The organism is Flavobacterium sp. UBA7663, assembly GCF_002483315.1.
Classification (GTDB): domain Bacteria; phylum Bacteroidota; class Bacteroidia; order Flavobacteriales; family Flavobacteriaceae; genus Flavobacterium.
This window is the reverse complement of record NZ_DLHR01000020.1, coordinates 1-18,964: the sequence shown is the minus strand read 5'-3', so window position 1 is coordinate 18,964 and position 18,964 is coordinate 1. Positions and strand designations below refer to the sequence as shown.

The following is an 18,964-nucleotide window of genomic DNA, read 5'->3' as shown; positions in this document are numbered from 1 at the left end:
ATTAAATAAAACTAAAATAAAAAATCCCAAATTTCAAATGAAATTTGGGATTTTTAGTATGATAACATGATAACTTATCTTAATTACACGTGTAATGCTCTATTATCTGTAGCTGCTAATGCTGCTTCTTTGATTGCTTCTGCAAATGTTGGGTGTGCGTGAGACATTCTTGAAATATCTTCTGCGCTTGCTCTAAATTCCATAGCTGTAACTGCTTCTGCGATTAAATCAGCACATCTTGCTCCAATCATGTGAACACCTAAAACTTCATCTGTTTTGGCATCAGCTAAGATTTTTACAAAACCGTCAGTATCTCCTCCTGCTCTAGCTCTTCCTAAGGCTTTAAATGGGAAACTTCCTGCTTTGTAAGCTACACCTTCTGCTTTTAATTGCTCTTCTGTTTTTCCAACAGCTGCAACTTCTGGCCAAGTGTACACTACGCCTGGAATTAAATTATAATCGATATGTGGTTTTTGTCCAGCTAAAATTTCAGCAACCATTACTCCTTCTTCTTCTGCTTTGTGCGCTAACATCGCTCCACGAACTACGTCACCAATTGCATAAACATTTGAAGCCGATGTTTGTAAATGATCGTTTACTTCAATTTGACCTCTATCCGTAACTTTTACACCTGCTTTTTCAGCGTTTAAACCATCTGTATAAGGACGACGACCCACAGAAACTAATGAATAATCACCTTCTAACGTGATGATTTCTCCTTTAGCATTTTCTGCTTTAACCGTTACAACATCTCCAGCTCTTTCTACAGATTGTACTTTGTGAGACGTGTAGAATTTCATTCCTTGTTTTTTCATCACTTTAGTCAGTTCTTTTGATAAAGCTGCGTCCATTCCTGGTATGATTCTGTCCATGAATTCTACTACAGAAACTTGCGCTCCTAAACGTAAATATACTTGACCTAATTCGATTCCGATAACACCACCACCAATAATTACTAAGTGTTTTGGAACTTCTTTCAGTTTCAAAGCTTCAGTAGAAGTGATGATTCTTTCTTTATCTAATTTGATAAAAGGTAAGCTTGAAGGTTTAGAACCTGTAGCAATGATAATATTTTTTGATTCGATGATTTCCGAAGAACCATCTTCTTTAGTTACTTTTACAGAAGTAGCGCTTTCAAACGACCCCACTCCATTGAAAACTGTGATGTTATTTTTATCCATTAAGAATTTTACACCACCCGAAGTTTGATCAACAACCGCTTGTTTACGAGCAATCATTTTTTCAAGATTTACTTTTACATCACCCGAAACTTCAATTCCATGGTCAGCAAAGTGTTGTAACTCTTCGTAATGATGAGAAGATGCTAATAACGCTTTCGATGGAATACATCCCACGTTTAAACAAGTTCCTCCAAGAGTTGAATATTTTTCAATAATAGCAGTTTTAAAACCTAATTGGGCACAACGGATAGCTGAAACATATCCTCCAGGTCCAGAACCTATAATGGTTACATCAAATTGACTCATGATTTTATATAAAGTTTGTTGTTTGACTTAAATTCGGATACAAAAGTAACGCTTTTTGAATTAATTATTTGTTACTTTTTTGGTAAATTATTATAGGTGTTTCTTACAAAGTAAAAGCAGTCGTATTTTTAACTTCTCCAATCATGAATGAACTATGAGTACTTCCAATATGTTTTAATCCAGTAAGTTTAGTAACCATAAATTCACGAAACTCATCCATATCTTTAACATGTACTTTTAAAATGTAATCATAATCGCCACTTACGTGAAAACATTCTAAAACTTCATCTAATTTAATTACTTCACTTTCGAAAGTGTGAATTAAATCTTTAGTGTGCTGAATTAACTTAATATGACAAAAGACAACAAAGGCTTTTTCAACCTTATTTCTGTCTAAAATTGCAACATATTTGCTAATAACTCCTTCTCTTTCCAATTTCTTGATTCGCTCATAAACCGCGGTTACTGAAAGATTCAGAACCATTGAAAGTTCTTTTGTAGTTTTTTTTGTGTCTTCTTGAAGTAATCCAAGAAGTTTTTTGTCGATTGCGTCCATTGATTAGTTGTGTTGTTGTTTATTGTTATCGGCAAATGTAATGAAATCGAATAAAAAATAGAATTAAAAACTATAAATTAAAACAAAAATAGAATAAAAAACCAATTTAATCAATTACTATTGAATAATAATTTACATAATTCTATTTTTGATTTAAAATAAACAACTAAACATTAAAAATATGGAAAATTTCAATCCAGCAGATCGTATTCAAGATTTACAATATTTCGGAGAATTCGGTGGTGTAAATCCATCGATTTCAGATAGTTCAACTTACACTTTTCTTTCAGCAAAAACCATGTTCGATACTTTCGAAGGTAATGCAGAGGGTTGTTATTTATATTCACGCCATTCTTCGCCAAGTAATTTATACTTAGATAAAGCTTTGGCCGCTATGGAAGGAACAGAATCAGCAAATGTATCTGCTTCTGGAATGGGTGCTATTACTCCTACTCTTTTACAATTATGTGGAAATGGAGATCATATCGTTTCAAGTAGAACAATTTATGGTGGTACTTATGCCTTTTTAAAGAATTTTGTTCCAAGAATGGGCATCAAAACTACATTTGTTGACATTACAAAATTAGATGTAGTTGAAGCTGCTATTACACCAAACACAAAAGTTTTATACTGCGAAACCGTAAGTAATCCTTTATTAGAAGTTGCCGATATTGCTTCATTGGCAAAAATTGCTAAAAAACATAATATCAAATTAGTAGTTGACAATACATTTTCACCTTTATCAGTCGCTCCAGCAAAATTGGGTGCAGATATCGTGATTCATTCATTAACGAAATACATCAACGGAAGTAGTGATACGGTTGGTGGTGTAACATGTGCTTCTCAAGAATTCATCAACAGTTTAAAAAATGTAAACGACGGAGCAAGCATGCTTTTAGGTCCAACAATGGATAGTTTGCGTTCGGCTTCTGTGATGAAAAACTTAAGAACCTTACACATCAGAATGAAACAACACAGCCACAACGCAATGTATTTGGCTAACAAATTTGAAGCAGACGGAATTAAAACAGTTTATCCAGGTTTAGCAAGTCACCCAAGTCATGAAATTTACAAAAGCATGATTAATCCAGAATATGGTTTTGGAGGAATGATGACAATTGACGTAGGAAGTTTAGACAAAGCGAATGCGCTAATGGAATTAATGCAAGAAAGAAACTTAGGATACTTAGCAGTAAGTTTAGGGTTTTACAAAACGTTATTTAGTGCTCCTGGAACTTCAACTTCATCAGAAATTCCATTAGAAGAACAAGCAGAAATGGGTTTAACTGATGGTTTAATTCGTTTTTCAATTGGTTTAGACAATGACATCGAAAGAACTTACCAAATGATGAGACAATGTATGGTTGAATTAGGTGTTTTATAATTCCATCAAAATAATTTTTCAAAAATCCGATTTAGCAATGAATCGGATTTTTTATTTTAACGATACTTTGTTGTAAAATATGATTTTTCTATATTGCAAGCTCAAACAAAACTAAATGGATACAAAAATCAATAATAATAAAGAATTAAAACTTTGGGAAGCATTAATTCCAGTAGTCGCATTAATTGGAATGTTAGCATTTAACGTATTTATATATGGAGATGCTTCTTTAGGCGGAAGTAATCAATTTGTTTTACTTTTAGGTGGTGCAGTAGCAGCAATTATGGGGTATTTTAATAAAGTTTCCTTTCATAAAATGTTAGATGAAGTAGCAAACAATATTAAATCTACCGCTGGCGCTATTTTAATTCTACTAATGGTTGGTGCTCTTGCTGGAACTTGGATGGTAAGTGGTATTATTCCTTCAATGATTTATTACGGATTACAAATATTAAGTCCAGCAATTTTTTTACCAGCAACATTAATTATTTGTTCGGTAATTTCAATTGCAACAGGGAGTTCTTGGACCACATCGGCAACTGTTGGTATTGCTTTAATTGGAATTGGAGGCGCTTTAGGCTTTGATTTAGGAATGGTGGCCGGAGCTGTAATTTCGGGAGCTTATTTTGGAGATAAATTATCACCAATGTCAGACACAACCAACCTTGCTCCTGCTATGGCTGGAACTGATTTGTTTACGCACATCAAATACATGACATTAACAACTATTCCAACATACATTATAACACTAATTTTATTTATTATTTTAGGCCTTTCTATTGAAGTAAAAGGTGATGTAAATACGAATGAACTATTAACAGCAATTACCACTTCATTTAATGTTTCGGGTTGGTTATTTTTAGTTCCAATAATTGTAATTGGATTAATTGTAAAAAAGACAGAGCCGTTAGTGGCTTTATTAGTAGGAACATTATTAGCAGGAATTTTTGCTGTAATTTTTCAACCTCAAATTATCAATCAAATTGCTGGTGTTGAAACAATGGATTTTAAGTCAGCTTATAAAGGTGTAATGGATGCAATTACATCAAAAGTGGTTGTTCCTACAGAAAACAAAACACTTGCTGATTTATTCACTTCAGGTGGTATGGCAAAAATGCTACCTACAATTTGGTTAATTCTTTGTGCTATGGTTTTTGGTGGAATCATGGACGCTATTGGTGCTTTAGCAAGAATTAGTGAATCATTATTAAAATTAGCGCATACAACTTTTGGTTTATTCGCTTCAACTGTTGGAAGTTGTTTAGCATTAAACATTACAGCTTCTGATCAATATTTAGCGATTGTAGTTCCTGGGAAAATGTTTGCAAAAGCTTATAGAGATAAAGGATTAGCCCCTGAAAACTTAAGTAGAACGTTAGAAGACACTGGAACCGTAACTTCAGTTTTAGTACCTTGGAATACTTGTGGAGCTTATCAAGCAGGAACTTTAGGTGTTTCAACTCTTGATTATCTACCATATGCATTCTTTAATATCATCAGTCCATTTATGACCTTAATTTTTGCAGCATTCAATATCAAAATCAAACAATTAGTTTCAAGTATCAAAGAATAGATAAACTATCAATAAAATCTATTTTTAAATAAAATTTAACCATTACTTAAATCAAGTAGTGGTTTTTTTATTTGTAAATTAGCAAGTGTAGAAAATTAGAAAACAAACACTTACAATTATAAATTAAAATTATTGAATATGGAAAACTCAAACGACATTAGCAAATGCCCTTTTCATCAAAACCAAAAAGGATTAAGTGATGGTGTAAAGAATCAAGATTGGTGGCCAAAATCGCTCAACTTAGATATTCTTCACCAACACGATACCAAAACAAATCCGTTAGGTGAAAATTTTAATTATGCCGAAGAATTTAAAAAATTAGATTTAGAAGCACTAAAGAATGATTTAAAAACCTTTATGACCAATAGCCAAGATTGGTGGCCAGCTGATTGGGGACACTATGGTGGATTAATGATTCGTATGGCTTGGCATTCTGCAGGAACTTACAGAATTTCAGATGGTCGAGGAGGCGCAGGAACTGGAAACATTCGTTTTGCACCTTTAAACAGTTGGCCAGATAATGGAAACTTAGATAAAGCAAGAAGATTATTATGGCCTATCAAAAAGAAATATGGAAATAAAATTTCTTGGGCTGATTTAATGATTTTAGCCGGAAATATGGCATACGAATCAATGGGATTAAAAACTTTCGGATTCGCTGGTGGTCGTGAAGATATTTGGCATCCCGAAAAAGATGTGTATTGGGGTGCAGAAAAAGAATGGTTGCAAAAATCTGGTGGTAAAGGAAGTCGTTACTCAGGAGAAAGAGATTTAGAAAATCCATTGGCAGCCGTAATGATGGGATTAATTTATGTAAACCCTGAAGGAGTTGACGGGCAACCCGACCCATTAAAAACAGCACATGATGTTCGTATCACATTCAAACGAATGGCAATGAACGATGAAGAAACCGTAGCCTTAACCGCTGGAGGTCACACCGTAGGAAAAGCTCACGGAAATGGTGATGCTTCTACATTAGGTCCAGAACCAGAAGCAGGTGCTATTGAAAATCAAGGTTTTGGTTGGTTAAATCCAAACGGCGGCGGTGCAAATACTGTAACAAGTGGATTAGAAGGTTCTTGGACAACCCACCCTACTCGTTGGGATAATGAATATTTCCATTTATTATTAAATTATGATTGGGAATTAAAGAAAAGTCCAGCTGGTGCTTGGCAATGGGAACCAATCAACATCAAGGAAGAAGACATGCCAATTGATGCTCATAATCCATCTGTAAGAAGAAACCCTATTATGACCGATGCTGATATGGCTATGAAAATGGATCCAGCTTACAGAGAAATTTCGGAACGTTTTTATAAAGATCCTGCTTATTTTTCAGATGTATTTGCAAGAGCTTGGTTCAAATTAACACACAGAGATTTAGGTCCAAAAGAACGTTATTTAGGAGCGGATGTTCCTGCTGAAGATTTAATTTGGCAAGATCCAGTTCCAACTGTAGATTACACTTTGTCAGATTCAGAAATCGAAGATTTAAAAGTAAAATTATTAAACAGTGGATTAACAAGAGCTGAATTAATCAACACCGCTTGGGATAGCGCAAGAACATTTAGAGGTTCAGATTTTAGAGGTGGTGCAAATGGAGCAAGAATCCGCCTACAACCTCAAAGAAGTTGGGTAGCCAACGAACCTGAAAGATTACAAAAAGTTTTAAATAAATTAGTCGAAATTCAGGCTGGTTTATCGAAAAAAGTAAGTATTGCGGATTTAATTGTTTTAGGAGGAAGCGCTGCGATTGAAAAAGCGGCTCAAGAAGGTGGATTCAATGTAAAAGTTCCGTTCCACGCAGGACGTGGCGATGCTACGCAAGAAATGACGGATGCAGAATCTTTCGAAGTTTTAGAACCTACAAATGATGCGTTTAGAAACTTTATGAAATCAAACTATGTAGTACAACCTGAAGAATTAATGTTAGACAAAGCGCAACTTCTTGGATTAACCGCAGCAGAAATGACTGTTTTAATTGGTGGAATGCGTGTTCTTGGCACTAACTTCGGCGGAACAAAACATGGTGTTTTCACACATAACGAAGGTGTTCTTACCAATGACTTCTTTGTAAATCTAACCGATATGAGTTATAGTTGGAAACCAGTTGGCGAAAACCTGTACAATATTATAGATAAAAAATCAGGTGCAACAAAATGGACAGCTACAAGAGTTGATTTAATTTTTGGTTCCAATTCTGTTTTAAGGGCTTATGCAGAAGTGTATGCTCAAGATGATAACAAAGAAAAATTTGCAAAAGATTTTATCAATGTTTGGACAAAAGTAATGCACTTAGACCGATTTGATTTAAAATAAAATTTCCATATTTATTATTGTTTTTCTAATAATACCATCATTTTTTTGATGGTATTATTTTTTTATATCACTAAATTTTTAATTTACTTAATTTTAAAGTCATTTTTAAAAAGCAGGAAATTTTATAAGATTTTTTCTCATAAATTTTATCTATTCAAATATTTAAAAATATAATAAATATCATGATTTATTAGCTATTGTATTTGTAATTTCGCACTCAGAAAAACAATAATAATTTTTAAATAAAAAACCATGGCATTAGTAGGAAAAAAATTCCCAAACATTACAGTTGACGCAATCTCTTTTATGGGAGATAACTTAAGAATCAATATTTTAGAAGAAGCGGTTAACAACAAGAAAAAAGTAATTTTATTTTGGTATCCAAAAGATTTTACTTTCGTATGCCCAACAGAATTACACGCTTTTCAAGCAGCATTACAAGAATTTGAAAAAAGAAACACTACAGTTATTGGTGCTTCATGTGATACTAATGAAGTACACTTTGCGTGGTTAAACACAGCAAAAGATAACGGTGGAATCGAAGGTGTAACGTACCCGCTTTTAGCTGATACAACAAGAAACTTGGCTGCTGCTTTAGATATTTTAGATGCAGAATGGGTTTACAATGAAGACTTAAATGATGAAATCTTAGAAGGTTCAAATGTTACTTTCAGAGCGACATATTTAATTGACGAAGAAGGAAAAGTATTCCACGAAAGCGTTAACGATATGCCATTAGGAAGAAACGTAAACGAGTATTTAAGATTAATTGATGCTTACACTCACGTTCAAACTAAAGGTGAAGTTTGTCCAGCTAACTGGGAAGAAGGAAAAGAAGCAATGAGTGCTGATAGAAACAGTACTGCTGCTTATTTAGCTTCTCACTAATCAATAACAAAAATCAATAGCAATATCAAAAATCATTTTATTGAGATTTGATATTGCTATTGAAATTGAAATTTTAAAACTATGTTTACAGAAATAGAACAAGATAATTTAGCGGAAGTAATTGCAAACAACGAAACAGTTGTGGTTCAATACTCAGCTTCATGGTGTGGAAATTGCCGTATTATGAAACCAAAATTCAAAATGATGGCTTCACAAAACGAATCAATTCCTTTCTTAGTGGTTGATGCAGAAAAATTTCCAGAATCAAGAAAATTAGCAAAAGTGGATAATTTACCAACGTTTGCTACTTTCAAAAATGGTATATTAGTTAATCAAACGCAAACTAATAAAGCTGAAGTTCTAGCGGAATTAGTAGCAGAAGTAATTTAGTTATGAAATTACCCGTTATAAAACAGTTAACTCAATTTATTGAAGATAACGATCAGGATTATTTAGTGGAAACTATCGAAGTTCTAGAAAACCTTTGTGAAGTTTCTTCTTTAAAAGATGAAGAATTAGATGTAATTGCTGAGTTAATTTCGAATATGTATGGAGCACTTGAAGTACATCAAGCCATCAAAAACGGAACTGATAAAAAAACCGCTTTAAACGATTTTATGAAGCGTGTTTTAGGTTCGATAGACAAATAATACCCTTTCAAAAGAATGAATATATTAAGCTTTATGTGATAAACATAGAGCTTTTTTCATTTTAATATTCAAATCACACAAAAATTGTATGCATTCATAGTAATTTAACAATTTATTTATATATTGCACATTATTAAATTAAAAATAGTGTGTATGAATAAAATTACTCTTGTCGCATCATTTGCCTTTTTATTTATTTCATCAATAAGCTTTTCACAAGCTCAAAGAATCGAATTCAAACCAAGACCAGCTGAATTTGAATATTTTGAATATCGAAACGATAGTATATTTCCACTAAAAACTCCAATTCAAAACACTACAAATCGAGTTTTTGAAAGCAAATTACCTTATCCTATTATTTTTATCCATGGATTAAATTCAAGTTCGGAAACTTGGAACGATGCTACAGATTATTATGATACACAATATTCTTTTACATACGGTGGTCGTTTTGACTTTTGCTTGAATGCAGACAACAACAATGCCACCACAAACAAAAACTTTTTTCCTACCGCTGGAGCTGATATAGCAGCATTTGAATCATTCGTTCAAAATGGTGATTATTATTATGTAAATTTTAATGTAGATCCAAATGGAGCTGTTGGCACTACCGTTTTGAGTAATCAATCTGCTGTAGCAAAACAAGGAGCTGCAGTAAAAGTTGCAGTTAAAAGAGTAATGGAAGTTACTGGAAAAGATAAAGTGATTTTAGTTGGTCATAGTATGGGTGGTCTGGCTTCAAGAGAATACATTCAAAACTCTTACAATTGGCAAGCAGACAACCAACATCACGTAGCAAAATTATTAACTTTAGGTACACCGCATGGAGGAAGTAATGCAAGTGATAGCGGACTAGGTTGGTTTGGCGGAATTCAAACACGTTCTGAAGCTATTCGTGATTTAAAAACAACTTATTATTACAGTGGTGATCAAGGTAGATTTTTATTTGGAGGTATGGAAGTAAATAATTCATCCAACATGAACGAACATTTAACAGGTGCTGATTTTTACAATTATGATGTAAACTGTAATGGAATTATTGGGGAAAACGTTCAAGGATTAAACCAAAAGTCAATTGACAATTTAATTGACTTTTCGTGTGTTATTGGAAGAATTACAGGTGGCACAACAGATGGTGTTGTTTCTGAACCATCTTCAAATTTTAACCATTATTATCCAAGCTTAACTTATCCAGCTAAATTGTTTTATTATGTTTCGGGATTTGATTTTATTGAAAATCACACCGAATTACCTGGATACTACTACCAACAAATGCAAGGTTTGGACGAGCCAAATGTAAAAGAGTTAGCATATGGAATAAGTACAAATAAAGACTATATTGGTTATACAACAGTTCAAAACCCTACAAATGCTGACAATGATTTCTTTAAATTTACAGTAACAGATAATGTTAACGCTGTGGTTTCTGTAAGTAGCATTGTTACATCTTCAATGAATGGGACTATTTTAGACTCAACTGGTTCAGCAGTTGGCACACCTCAAAATAATAGTGGAAATACTTTAAGTTTTACAAGAACTCTTACTCCTGGTGATTATTTTTTGAGATTAACGAGTACAAGTCCAACAAATACCAACTACCAAACACCATATCAATTTAATATTACGACTACTTTAAGTGCTGATGATAACAGTTTTGCTTCATTTAACTATCATCCAAATCCAGTTAAAGATGTTTTACATTTAGATAACATCAGTTTAACCAAAGCAAGTATTTATAGTATATTAGGTCAATTAATTGATTCTAAATCTTTTGAAAACGCGACTTCAAATACGTTAGATTTAACTGGTTTAGAAAGCGGAATTTACTTAATTGTATTAGAAAACGATTTGGAACAGAAAACGATAAAAGTGATTAAAGAATAAAAAAAAACGCTCTATTTAAGAGCGTTTTTTTTATTTGTAATATTTCTTCTTCAACCAAAACGCCACATTTACCAAAATTATCAAAGCAGGCACTTCCACTAAAGGCCCAATAACTCCTGCAAACGCTTGTCCGCTATTAATTCCGAAAACACCTATTGAAACTGCGATGGCTAATTCAAAATTATTTCCAGAAGCAGTAAACGATAATGCTACAGCATCGCGATAATTAGCACCGATTTTCTTAGCAACAAAAAACATCAAGAAAAACATAATTGTAAAGAAAATCACTAATGGAATAGCAATACGAACCACATCCATTGGTAAATCAACAATCATTTCTCCTTTCAAACTGAACATGACTACAATAGTAAAAAGTAATGCAATCAACGTTATTGGTGAAACAAAAGGAATGAACTTTTGATTAAAAAATTTATCACCCAAATATTTTTTAATTACATAACGACTAATCACAGCCAAAGCAAACGGAATGCCTAAATAAATTCCAACCGTTTGAGCAATCTCTAAAATAGTGATATTTAATTCTAAACCTTTAATTCCGAATAAAGGCAACATGATTTCCAAATAGAAATAAGCATACAAACTAAAGAAAAACACTTGTAACAAACTATTGATTCCGATTAAACCTGCTGTTAATTCACGGTTTCCTTCGGCAAGTTCATTCCAAACAATAACCATCGCAATACAAGGTGCAATTCCTATTATAATTAATCCCATCATGTATTCTGGATAATCTTTTAAAAAGAATGTCGCTAATAAGAACATCAAAAATGGTCCGACAATCCAAGTGATGAAAAACGAAGCTGATAATAACTTTGGCTTTTCAAACATTTGAGGCACTTTAGAAAAATCAATTTTGGTTAAGGGCGGATACATCATTAAAATCAAACCAATTGCCAACGGAACATTGGTAGTTCCAGATGAAAATGAATTAATAAAATCAGCTGAATTGGGAATTAAATAACCTATTCCTACTCCAATTAACATCGCTAAGAAAATCCAAAGTGTTAGATAACGGTCTAAAAATCCTAATCGTTTTTTCATAGTATTATTTTATTTGAGAAAACACAAAAAACATTTCGCTTGCAATTTGCAAACTACGTTCAGCATATTTTTCGTTCATTAAATCAGTTCCATCAAATGCTTTTGGATCGTCGTATTTGATTGGAAATCTGGCTTCTGCACCAAAAACCATTGGACAACCTTCGTCGGCATTATTACACGTCATGATGGCTCCAAAGTTAGTTTTCGGGTTAAAATCATCGAAATACGCTTTTGAAAAACAGATGATTGGGTGTTGATTGTCATCAAATTTCACAGCGTAAACTGGATTTTGTTCTTGACTTAACTTTTGAATTTGAAAACCTTGATTGACTAAGGTTTCACCCACTTTTGAAAACATAGACGTAGCTTCCGTTCCACCAGAATAGCAAAAAACATTCTTGATCCCGAATTGAAATGCCATCGTTTGTGCCCAAATTTGCGACAAATGACTTCTTCTGGAATTGTGCGTACAAATGAAATTTAGTCGAATTTCTTCGTTAGCATTGATCTTATTTTGAATGTAATCTGCTAAGGGTTGCAAAACCTCTTTTCGTTCATTTGAAACTGCAATTTTAGCAATAGATTCTATGGTTTTTGATAAATTTTCTAACATAATTATTTGAGTGAATGATGAAAAGTAATTAGTGATTAGCTCTTTTTAAATTAAAAAATTAACAACAACCTGAATCTGGTGTACAACAAGACGTTTCTTTTGGTTTCCACTCGCCTATTTTAACTTTTAGTTTTTCTGGTGGAATACCGCAATTGTCTTTTGCTAAACAATCGGTTAATTTTGACTTTAATTGGAAGTTAATTCCGTCGAAATCTAAACTGAATTTTCCGATAGTTTCCTTCATTTGATATTCGACTTCGATTTCTAAATCTGGGATTTGCAATTTAGCTTCCGACAATTCGATAATATGAACCAATTTTTCAGGATGTAATCTATGATCATAATCATTAGCTTCCCAAAGTTGGAAGTTTGCGACTTCTTCTGTGCGAACTGTTCCACCACAATCGATGAAATGTTTCGTGATTTTACCTACTTCCGTTACATGAAAATGATTTGGCACTAAATCACCATTAGGTAATTGAAAAGCTATTTGAGAAAGTTTTTTTAGTTCGGATTTGATTTCTGATAATTTCATTTTTTGAGTAATTAGTGATTAGTAAAAAGTGATTAGCTAACAACATTTATTTTTTAACTTATGACGAATCATGCCAAAATGATTTTCTATTTTATCAATTGTATCTGGATTAATACAGTAACAAATAGCGGTTCCTTCGATGGTTCCTTTAATGATATTAGCATTTTTTAATTCTTTTAGATGTTGCGAGATTGTTGGTTGCGCTAAAGGCAGTTCGTTTACAATATCACCACAAATACAAGTGTCAACGGTTAACAAATAGTCAACAATAGCAATACGAGCTGGATGTGATAAGGCTTTGAATAACGTTGCTATTTCATTTTGCTCTACTGAAAAGAATTCTGATTTTGATGCTCCCATAATTTTATAAATTATTATATTGCAATATTACGATAAACAAATATATTACACAATAAAAAATCCCGAAATTTCTTTCGGGATTTAAAATATTTAGAAAATCAGAGATTATTTACCTCCTTTTTCCATTTTAGCTTTTAATTCAGCAAGAATATCGTTGTTATCACCTAAAGTAGATGTTTGAGCTGAACTATTTGATGTAGTTTCAACTGCAGTTTTAACGTTTTTCTCTTCTTCTTCTCTGAAGATAGCTGTATGAGAAGCTACTACTCTTTTGAATTCTTTATTGAACTCGATAACTTTAAAGTCAGCAGTATCTCCTTTTTTCAATTTTTTACCGTCTTCTTTTTCTAAGTGACGTGTAGGAATGAAAGCAACGATATCGTCACCAAATTCCACAGTAGCTCCTTTGTCAACGATTTCAGCGATAGTTCCGTTGTGGATAGTTCCAACAGCGAATGCATCTTCGTATTTATCCCAAGGATTAGCAGTAGTTTGTTTGTGACCTAAAGATAATTTACGACCTTCAACGTCTAATTCTAAAACAACTACGTCTAATTTATCACCTACATTTACAAATTCAGATGGGTGTTTGATTTTCTTAGTCCAAGATAAATCAGAGATATATACTAAACCGTCGATACCTTCTTCTAACTCTACGAAAATTCCGAAGTTAGTGAAGTTTCTAACGATTCCAGTGTGTTTAGAACCTACTGGGTATTTAGCAGTGATATCAGTCCATGGATCTTGCGTCATTTGTTTGATACCTAAAGACATTTTTCTTTCGTCTCTATCAAGAGTTAAAACAACTGCCTCTACTTCGTCACCAATTTTCATGAAATCTTGAGCACTTCTTAAGTGAGTAGACCATGACATTTCAGAAACGTGGATTAAACCTTCTACACCTTCAGCAACTTCGATGAAAGCACCGTAATCAGCTAAAACAACAACTTTTCCTTTAACTTTATCACCAACTTTTAATTCAGCTCCTAAAGCATCCCAAGGATGAGCGTTTAATTGTTTTAAACCTAATTGGATTCTTGTTTTCTCATCATCGAAATCAAGGATTACAACGTTTAATTTTTGATCTAACTCAAGAACTTCGCTTGGGTGATTGATTCTTGACCAAGATAAGTCAGTAATATGGATTAATCCATCTACTCCACCTAAGTCGATAAACACACCGTAAGAAGTAATGTTTTTAACAACACCTTCTAATACTTGTCCTTTTTCTAATTGACCAATGATTTCTTTTTTCTGTACTTCAATATCAGCTTCGATAAGCGCTTTGTGAGATACTACTACGTTTTTGAATTCGTGGTTGATTTTTACAACTTTAAATTCCATAGTTTTGTTCACATATTGATCGTAATCACGGATAGGTTTCACATCAATTTGAGAACCTGGTAAGAATGCTTCAATTCCGAAAACATCTACAATCATACCACCTTTAGTTCTACATTTAACGAAACCGTTAACGATTTCTCCTGTTTCGTTAGCAGAAATAACTCTATCCCATGCTTTGATAGTTCTAGCTTTTCTGTGAGATAATACTAACTGACCTGTTTTGTCTTCACGAACGTCGATTAATACTTCTACTTTATCACCAACTTTTAAGTTAGGATTGTAACGGAATTCGTTTAAAGAAATAACACCTTCAGATTTAGCGTTGATATCAACGATTGCGTCTCTTTCAGTAATTCTAACTACAACTCCTTCTACAACTTCTTCTTGATCAGTAGCGATGAATGTTTTAGTTACTAATTCTTCGAATTCTTGTAAGTTTTTTTCATCTACTGGGTCAATTCCTTCTTGGAAGTTATGCCAGTTAAAATTCGCTAAAAACTCTTCTTGTGTTTTGTTAATTTCAGACATGCTGATTAAAAATTTGTATGCCATGTTTCTAGCGTTTCTTAATGCGAATAGAAAACAACAGCAGTGTTTTACATAAATGATTGATACCTAATGGAAACGCTATCCGCCAAAAGGTGCGCAAAATTACAATTATATTTTTGATTGACAAAACTTTAAAGCCAAGTTTTTATTGCAACTCTAACATTTATTTATGTTTTGTAACTGATTTATTTTAAATACATTTGCCAAAATTTAATCAATTAAAATGAAAAAAATAGTATTTATTATTACTTCTGCTCTTTTGTTTGTAGCATGTAACAATCTAAAAGATAATGAATTTCTTATTTCGGGAACTGCGAATGGAATTGAAAATGGTAAAAAAGTTTTTATAGAAGTACAAACCGAGACTGGAACGTTAGCCAAAGATACAGCAGTTGTTACAGATGGTAAATTTGAGCTTAAAGGAATAACTGAAGAAATTGATTTAGGATTTATCCGCATTGAAAACGAACAAATTAATTTGCCTTTAATATTAGAAGAAGGTAAAATTGAAATCAATATTGTTAAAGATTCTTTACATAAGTCAACTTTAGGAGGAACTCCAAACAATGATAAATTTCAGAAGTTCAATACCGAATCGAGAGCTATTTCTGAAAAGGTAGCAAAATTTGAAAAAGATAACGGACCTGAAATGCAAAAAGCTCAGATGAGTAATGACACAGTTACTATTAACAAGCTTTTGAAAGAATACAAAAAATTTCAAAACGAAATGAACGACTATTCTAAAAAATTCATAAAAGAAAATCCAGATGCTTATTTATCTGTTTTATTATTGGAGAACTTTTTAATGAGACAATATTTAACTCCTGAAGAGATAAAATCATATTTTGAAGGCTTAGATAAAGACGTAAAAGAAACTAAAAGTGGTAAAAAAATAAAAACGGCTTTAGATTCAATGTCAGCTATAGTAATTGGAAAACCAGCTCCTAACTTTTCTGCTCCATCTCCTAAAGGAAAAACCATTTCGTTAAAAGAGTCATTAGGAAAAGTAACGATCATTGATTTTTGGGCTTCTTGGTGTGGACCATGTAGAGCTGAAAACCCAAATGTTGTAGCTTTATACAATGAATTCCACCCACAAGGATTAAATATTATTGGAGTTTCTTTAGACAAAGATGCTACCAAATGGAAAGACGCAATTGCAAAAGATGGTTTAGTTTGGTCACATGTTTCTAATCTTAAATTTTGGGAAGATCCTATTGCTAAACAATACAATGTACAATCTATTCCTGCTACGTTTATCTTAGATGCAAAAGGAAATATTGTTGCAAAAGATCTTAGAGGTGATGCTTTAAAAGCAAAAGTAAAAGAACTTTTAGGAGTTAAATAATTTTAATACTAAATATATTTTAAAAAATCTCCTTAGGGAGATTTTTTTATGTTTTTCATTTACAGAACATTATAAAATAGTACACAAAATTGTAGAAAATATCTTTGCAGGAATAAAAAACAATTCTATATTTGCAACCGCTTAGACAAATAAGTAAGATGGCTTGGGGAGATACTCAAGCGGCCAACGAGGGCGGACTGTAAATCCGCTGATTACATCTTCGCAGGTTCGAATCCTGCTCTCCCCACAAAAGCACTTCTAACGAGGTGCTTTTTTTGTTTCTTTTAGTTTTATATGATTACATCCTACTTCTGGCATACTTCATCTATATAGTATCCATACTTGTGGCATACACTATGCATACTTAACGCATACACTCCTCATACACTAAGCATACACTATCTATACTTTATGTACGCTTTATGTACCTAGTATCTTCCTAGTATCTCGTTTTTTTTAACAATTGTTTTGAGAGAACTATTTCTATTTATTATATTTGTTTTTTATATAAGCCATTAATTATGAATTGGAAAGCCAAAACTTTACTTCACAAAGGAACACCTAGAATTGCTGTTTATTTTGAAAAAAACACGGAATACATTGCTCGCATTAAAACTTTTGAAGATGCAAGGTGGAGTCCAAATAACAAATACTGGCATTTACCCGATACTGAAGCTAATCGATTGCATTTTAAACTTCCATTAGCTCATACTTTAGTTCCTAATGTTGAAGGAATTGCAAGCATAGCGACCTTTAAACACTATCTTTTATCAAAACGTTATAGCGCAAACACTATTAACACGTATAGCGAAGCTTTAAAATCGTTTTTAACTTTTTGTAACACAAAAGCGGTAAAAGACATTACTAATGAAGATGTTATTTTATACAATAATGATTATATTTTAAAGCACAATTTATCTTCTTCGTATCAAAATCAGATTGTGAATGCTATTAAACTGTATTTTAAAATTGTGAAAGATACTGCAATTGAAATTGACAAAATACATCGACCAAAAAGAGAAAAAGTGTTGCCAAATGTTTTGAGTAAAGAAGAGGTGAAAGCAATTATTTCTGCTCCCACAAACCAAAAACACAAAACAATGTTAAGTTTAATTTATTCTTGTGGGCTAAGATGTGGGGAATTACTAGCATTGCAACCTCATCATATTGATTCTAAAAGAAATATAGTTTTACTAAAAAATTCTAAAGGAAAAAAGATAGAATTGTTCCGTTAAGTCCTAAAATATTAGAGCTATTAAGAGACTATTATAAAGTTTACAAACCAAAGACTTTTTTATTTGAAGGTCAAAAAGAAGGAACTCCTTATGATGCAAGAAGTTTACAGCTTATATTAAAACAAGCCTTAAAAAAAACCGGTATTACAAAACCTGCTACATTACATTGGTTGAGGCATAGCTATGCTACTCATTTACTTGAAAGCGGCACTGATTTACGTTATATTCAGGAACTTTTAGGCCACAACAGTAGCAAAACCACTGAAATTTACACCCATGTAAGTACAAAAAGTATACAACAAATTAAAAGTCCATTTGATGATTTGTAAGAAAAATTTAATATATTTGATTTAACTAAAAAAGCGAAACAAAACTTCGTTTATCTACCTAAAAATGGTTGTATATACGAAACTTTATATCGCATATATACAAGTTGTACACAATTATGAAAAAAAACTACGAAAACGAAAGACCGAGTATTTCTTCAGAGATAAGACGTAAAATCGAAACAGATGCGGGTCATAAATGTACAATTAAAGAATGCAATGAACATACTTACCTTGAAATTCATCACATAGATTTGAATCGTGAAAATAATTCCCTTGAAAATTTAATACTATTATGTGATAAACACCACAAAATGGCGCATAAAGAAGTTATTGATAGAAAATCTTTGAAAATATATAAAGACATTTTAAACCTTAATAATCTACTATCTCAAAAAGTTGAAGAACTAGAAAATAATTTAAAAGATATCAGATTTACTTTTGACAAAAAAACTAATTGGGAATATAGTTTAATGTTTGAAATAGCAACCTTAAAAGATGAATTTGAATATCAAGATTTACATATAAATGTTGTATATAATTCAAATCCAAGAATATCAATATATAATGTTTATATTGAGAAAATTGAAAATAATTTATTCAAAGTTTGTTTAGACACTGAAACTAGAAAAATGGGTTACGAAGTAATAAAAAAGTTACAACAAAAATTTGAAATATTTAATATTCGTTATAAAGAATAACTGTGTACAACAGCCGTTTGGCAAGATTGCGAATTTTGTAGTGAATTCACGTTTACATTTCGCAAGAAATTTTATCTTTAACAGAAAATAAATAGTTCCGAAGTTCGCAACCTCGCCAAGCGCCGGAACGTTATGTGTCATTTTACTTCA

At 32.3% G+C, this 18,964-nt stretch carries 16 protein-coding genes, 1 tRNA gene and 1 pseudogene; 11 read left to right on the top strand and 7 right to left on the bottom strand.

The annotated features are described in order from the left end of the window. Positions 1 to 83: 83 nt before the first annotated feature. Both lpdA and B2741_RS09190 read right to left on the bottom strand, forming a co-directional pair. Positions 84 to 1,487, bottom strand: a complete 1,404-nt coding sequence (gene lpdA, locus B2741_RS09195; RefSeq protein WP_291137958.1) for a dihydrolipoyl dehydrogenase — start codon at positions 1,485 to 1,487, stop codon at positions 84 to 86. Positions 1,488 to 1,590: 103 nt separating this feature from the next. Next, on the bottom strand, positions 1,591 to 2,043 hold the full coding sequence (locus B2741_RS09190) for an Lrp/AsnC family transcriptional regulator (RefSeq protein ID WP_291137955.1): 453 nt from the start codon (positions 2,041 to 2,043) through the stop codon (positions 1,591 to 1,593). 181 nt (positions 2,044 to 2,224) lie between these two features. On the opposite strand from B2741_RS09190, the gene B2741_RS09185 reads away from it, so the two are divergent. The 7 genes from B2741_RS09185 (at position 2,225) to B2741_RS09155 (ending at position 10,741) form a co-directional block, all read left to right on the top strand. Next, positions 2,225 to 3,427, top strand: a complete 1,203-nt coding sequence (locus B2741_RS09185; RefSeq protein WP_291137952.1) for an aminotransferase class I/II-fold pyridoxal phosphate-dependent enzyme — start codon at positions 2,225 to 2,227, stop codon at positions 3,425 to 3,427. A gap of 115 nt (positions 3,428 to 3,542) precedes the next feature. Beyond that, entirely contained in the window at positions 3,543 to 5,000 is a 1,458-nt protein-coding gene (nhaC, locus tag B2741_RS09180; protein ID WP_291137950.1) for a Na+/H+ antiporter NhaC, read from the top strand. A gap of 138 nt (positions 5,001 to 5,138) precedes the next feature. Continuing rightward, positions 5,139 to 7,319 carry a catalase/peroxidase HPI gene (gene katG / locus B2741_RS09175; protein ID WP_291137947.1) on the top strand — a complete coding sequence of 727 codons (2,181 nt, stop codon included), beginning with the start codon at positions 5,139 to 5,141 and terminating at the stop codon, positions 7,317 to 7,319. Positions 7,320 to 7,571: 252 nt separating this feature from the next. Continuing rightward, entirely contained in the window at positions 7,572 to 8,207 is a 636-nt protein-coding gene (locus tag B2741_RS09170) for a peroxiredoxin (protein WP_291137945.1), read from the top strand. 81 nt (positions 8,208 to 8,288) lie between these two features. Next, positions 8,289 to 8,597, top strand: a complete 309-nt coding sequence (locus B2741_RS09165; protein WP_291137943.1) for a thioredoxin family protein — start codon at positions 8,289 to 8,291, stop codon at positions 8,595 to 8,597. 2 nt (positions 8,598 to 8,599) lie between these two features. Further along, a complete protein-coding gene (locus B2741_RS09160) occupies positions 8,600 to 8,857 on the top strand; it encodes a DUF6952 family protein (protein ID WP_291137940.1) in 258 nt (85 codons plus the stop codon). A gap of 153 nt (positions 8,858 to 9,010) precedes the next feature. Further along, a complete protein-coding gene (locus B2741_RS09155; RefSeq protein ID WP_291137938.1) occupies positions 9,011 to 10,741 on the top strand; it encodes a T9SS type A sorting domain-containing protein in 1,731 nt (576 codons plus the stop codon). Positions 10,742 to 10,771: 30 nt separating this feature from the next. Here B2741_RS09155 and arsB read toward each other — a convergent pair whose 3' ends face one another. The 5 genes from arsB to rpsA all read right to left on the bottom strand — a co-directional run bounded on the left by arsB (position 10,772) and on the right by rpsA (position 15,183). Further along, positions 10,772 to 11,803, bottom strand: coding sequence for an ACR3 family arsenite efflux transporter (arsB, locus tag B2741_RS09150; RefSeq protein ID WP_291137935.1), 1,032 nt, complete (start codon positions 11,801 to 11,803; stop codon positions 10,772 to 10,774). Between the two features lie 4 nt (positions 11,804 to 11,807). Then, positions 11,808 to 12,416 carry a protein-tyrosine-phosphatase gene (locus B2741_RS09145; protein WP_291137932.1) on the bottom strand — a complete coding sequence of 203 codons (609 nt, stop codon included), beginning with the start codon at positions 12,414 to 12,416 and terminating at the stop codon, positions 11,808 to 11,810. A gap of 58 nt (positions 12,417 to 12,474) precedes the next feature. After that, complete coding sequence (locus B2741_RS09140) at positions 12,475 to 12,951, bottom strand: DUF6428 family protein (protein ID WP_291137929.1); 477 nt, start codon at positions 12,949 to 12,951, stop codon at positions 12,475 to 12,477. A gap of 36 nt (positions 12,952 to 12,987) precedes the next feature. After that, positions 12,988 to 13,311, bottom strand: coding sequence for an ArsR/SmtB family transcription factor (locus B2741_RS09135; RefSeq protein ID WP_291137926.1), 324 nt, complete (start codon positions 13,309 to 13,311; stop codon positions 12,988 to 12,990). Between the two features lie 105 nt (positions 13,312 to 13,416). Next, positions 13,417 to 15,183, bottom strand: a complete 1,767-nt coding sequence (gene rpsA / locus B2741_RS09130; RefSeq protein ID WP_291138569.1) for a 30S ribosomal protein S1 — start codon at positions 15,181 to 15,183, stop codon at positions 13,417 to 13,419. A gap of 244 nt (positions 15,184 to 15,427) precedes the next feature. Here rpsA and B2741_RS09125 point away from each other — a divergent pair, with 244 nt between their 5' ends. The 4 genes and pseudogenes from B2741_RS09125 (at position 15,428) to B2741_RS09105 (ending at position 18,814) form a co-directional block, all read left to right on the top strand. Continuing rightward, a complete protein-coding gene (locus B2741_RS09125; RefSeq protein WP_291137923.1) occupies positions 15,428 to 16,552 on the top strand; it encodes a TlpA disulfide reductase family protein in 1,125 nt (374 codons plus the stop codon). Between the two features lie 165 nt (positions 16,553 to 16,717). Then, a tRNA-Tyr gene (locus B2741_RS09120) sits at positions 16,718 to 16,799 on the top strand. Between the two features lie 274 nt (positions 16,800 to 17,073). Further along, positions 17,074 to 18,116, top strand: a pseudogene (locus B2741_RS09115) (tyrosine-type recombinase/integrase). A 116-nt stretch (positions 18,117 to 18,232) separates the two neighbouring features. Then, positions 18,233 to 18,814: an HNH endonuclease signature motif containing protein gene (locus B2741_RS09105; protein ID WP_291137917.1), complete on the top strand. Its 582-nt coding sequence runs from the start codon at positions 18,233 to 18,235 to the stop codon at positions 18,812 to 18,814. The last annotated feature ends 150 nt before the right edge of the window (positions 18,815 to 18,964 follow it).